The organism is Protofrankia sp. CiP1_Cm_nod2 (assembly GCF_920664355.1).
Lineage (GTDB): Bacteria > Actinomycetota > Actinomycetes > Frankiales > Frankiaceae > Protofrankia.
On record NZ_CAKKTL010000362.1, the window covers coordinates 1 to 3,394 of the forward strand.

General features: G+C 73.8%; 2 protein-coding genes. Both read right to left on the bottom strand.

The window, feature by feature from the left end; genetic code table 11:
• The coding region (locus NBW84_RS23360; protein WP_250287437.1) for a serine/threonine-protein kinase at nt 1–1,172 on the bottom strand (1,172 nt) is incomplete at its 3' end.
• 264 nt (nt 1,173–1,436) lie between these two features.
• The coding region (locus NBW84_RS23365; RefSeq protein WP_250287439.1) for a DUF2079 domain-containing protein at nt 1,437–3,394 on the bottom strand (1,958 nt) is incomplete at its 5' end.

Here is a 3,394-nt window from a genome sequence, read left to right on the forward strand (position 1 = left end):
GCGCGGCCGATGGCGGGACGGCCGGCGCCGGATCCGCTGGTGGCGGGCGGGCCGGCCGTGGAGCCGCCGGTGGAGGCCGGTGCCGCGTCCACCTGGCTCGCCCCGGCCGTGCGCGCCGGATGTTCCTCAGCGGGGGCGGGGCTCACCGGGATCATGCCCGGCCCCGGTACAACGGCATCCCGCTCGTCGGCCTCGGCGCGGGCGGGGCCCACCGGGATCGCGCCCGGCGCGACGCCGTCGCGGCCCGCCGGTGTCCGCGGCGGACGCTCGCGGTCGGTACGGCCCGCACGGGTGCCCGGCAGCCGCCGGGAGGACTCCCGTTCGCTGACCTTCCGCAGCCGTCGCCGGGCCAGGGACAGCGACGGGCGGTCAGCGGGCCGCACCGCCAGGAGATCGGCGAGAATCGGCGCGAGGGTGCCGGCCAGCCGGAAGGGATGGCGTCTGCCCTCGACGATCGCGGTCAGCGTCGCGATGGCGCTGTCGCGCTCGTAGGGCGCGCCGCCCTCGACCGCGGTGAACAGGGTCGCGCCCAGCGCCCAGATGTCGCTGCCCGGGCCGCCGGCCTCCCCCCGGGCCCGTTCCGGGGCGATGTAGGACGGCGAGCCGAGCAGGATGCCGGTGCGGGTCAGGGTCGGATCCCCCGCGGACAGCGCGATACCGAAGTCCGTCAGCCGGGCGCGCCGGTCCGCGCTGATCAGGACGTTCGCCGGTTTGACGTCCCGGTGGATGATCCCGGTCCGGTGCGCGGCCTCCAGGGCGTAGGCGAGGCTGATGCCGATCCGGGCCACCCGCTCACGCGGCAGCGGGCCCTCGTCGTAGATGATCTCCGACAGGGAGCGGCCCTCCACGAGCTCCATGATGATCCACGGGCGGCCGTCCGCCTCGAGGACGTCGAAGACCGGGACGAGCCCGGGATGCTGGACCCGGCCGGCCGAGCGCGCCTCGCGCAGCACCCGCTGGCGCAGGATCGCCCGCTCGTCGGCGGAGATCGACGGTGGGAGGCGGATTTCCTTGACGGCGACGTCCCGCCGCAGCAGCTCGTCGGTGGCCGCGTACACCACACCGAAACCGCCGCGGCCGAGTTCGGCGCCGAGCCGGTAACGGCCCGCGACGAGCTGGCCGGAATCCGGTTCCCGCCCGGTTTTCGACGTCGGGTGGCGCTCGAGCGGCATCCGGCCGTCCCACCTCCCTGTGGATTTTGCTCGTGGGCATTGCCCGTCCTCTGGACATTGTCCGTGGACGCGGACGCTGCCTGTGAACATGGGCGTTGCCTGTGGACGTGGACGCTGCTCGTGGACGCGGACGCTGCCTGTGGACATTGTCCGTGCTCGAGGACATCGCTCGGCCTACTTCATCACACGTCGACCGCACCGGTTCGGGGCGCGTCGCATACCGGCATCACGGGCTGTCCAGCGGTGGGCGTCCGGCACGGGATATCACGGAAGGTGCCAGACGTACACACCTCCGGTGAGCTCCGGCGGGTGTCCGGTCAGCGACGTCACCGTGTCGCGCAGGTCGTCCAGGTGCCTTGCCGGGCCGAGCACGACCGCGCGCACACCGAGCTCGGCGAAGTCGGCGCGGCTCCGGGCGATCTGTGCCGGGGTCACCGGGCCGGCGGCCCCGTTGTTTTCGATGCCGTCCAGTAACTGTGCTGTTGCTGTCGGTTTTTTCCCGCCCATGTACGCCTTCCCGTCGTGGCCCGGGCCGATGAAGTAGCCGCCCGGCATCGAGAAAGGGAAGTCCGCCGCGGTCTGCCAGGCCATCGCGGTGGTCCGCAGCCCGGTCGGATAGGGCAGGAGAAGCACGTTGGAGCCGGCCGGAAGGGTTCTCACGGCGTCAGTGGTGAAGAACGCGGGCACGTCGGGTGAGCGTTCGACGGCGTACGGCCGAGGAATCAGCGGGAGTACACAGGCCACAGCGAGGGCCACCGCCGCCGGGATACTGGCGGTCCTGAACCGGGCCGCCGGGATACCGGCGGTCCTGAACCGGGCCGCCGGGATACCGGCGGTCCTGAACCGGGCCGTTGCTGGAACACCGGTGGCCTTGAACCGGGCCGCGGGGAGACCGGCGGTCCTGAACCGGGCGGCCGCCGGGACGCCGGGGGCGCCGAGCCGGGCGGGCAGGCGGTCCAGGGCACAGGCGAGCACGAGCCCGGCCATCAGGGCCGTGCCGAGGGAGAACCGGTTCGGCAGGGCGGCCTCGAAGACCGGCAGGCCGGCGACCAGGCCCCAGGGCAGCCGCAGGCCCGTCTCCACGTTGTTGACCAGCAGCGTCCCGCCCAGGGAGAGAACCGCCAGCACCGCGCCGGTGAGCCCGGCCAGCCGTGTCCGCAGGTCGTGAAAGCCCAGGACGACGGCGCACAGACACACGATCAGCAGGGGCCAGCCGAGGAAGTTCATGTACTCCGGCGCGCCGCCGGGGAACTCGGCCGCCCGCGCGCTCTGCGCGGATGTCGCGAGCCACTGGCGTTCGGAAGGGACGTACAGGCCGGTCGGGTCGCTCTTGAAGAAGTTCGCCAGGAACGGGCTGCCGTGGGCCCGCAACGGCCCGAAGAACTGGATCCACAGCGGCACCGCGGCCAGCGCCAGGCAGGTCAGGAAGGCGATCGCCAACGCGCGCAGTGGCCCGCCGGCCCGGCGGAGATACTCCGGCCGGCTCGCCAGCAGCAGGACGATCCCGACGGCGGCCGTCACCGCGGTGATGAGCAGCACCTCCTCGCCGGTCAGCAGTTGCAGGCCGGCGCCGACGCCGAGCAGCACGCCGGTCCGCGCCGGCCGCCGCGTCCCCCGGACGGCGTCCACGACAAGGCCGAGCAGCAACGGCACGGCCGGCGCCAGGGCCAGGCTGAGATGTCCTGTCCCGGCCGCGACGAGCGCCGGCGAGAAACCGTAGACGAGCCCGGCGACGCCGGCCGCCGCGGCGCGCACCCGCAGCTTCCGCGCGAACAGGTAGGCGCTGAACGCGGACAGCGAGAACGCCAGCACGACGAGCAGGTTGTAGGAGGCCACCGGCCCGGCGACCCGGGTCACCGGCGTCAGCAGCAGGCCGGGGACCAGCACGGAGGTGTTCCACAGCGCGTTTATCCCCTCCGGCGCGTTCGCCAGGTGCGTGACGAAGGGGTTCGACAGGCTGGTGACGGCATGTGCGGTGTGTGCCAGCCACCAGCAGTACAGGGCGGTGTCGTTCGGGTTGCCGGCGATGATGTTCCGGGTCGGGTCGGGCCACACCCGGGCGGTCAGCAGCAGGGCCAGCAGGAGGTAGCCCGACCCGGTCAGGGCGTGCGGCCGGAGGCTCTCGCGCCGCCGGCCGCGGCCGGGCGTACCGCCGGCCGCGGCCGGTGTCGCGCTGGGCCCGGGGGCCGGTGTCGCGCTGGGCCCGGGGGCCGGTGTCGCGC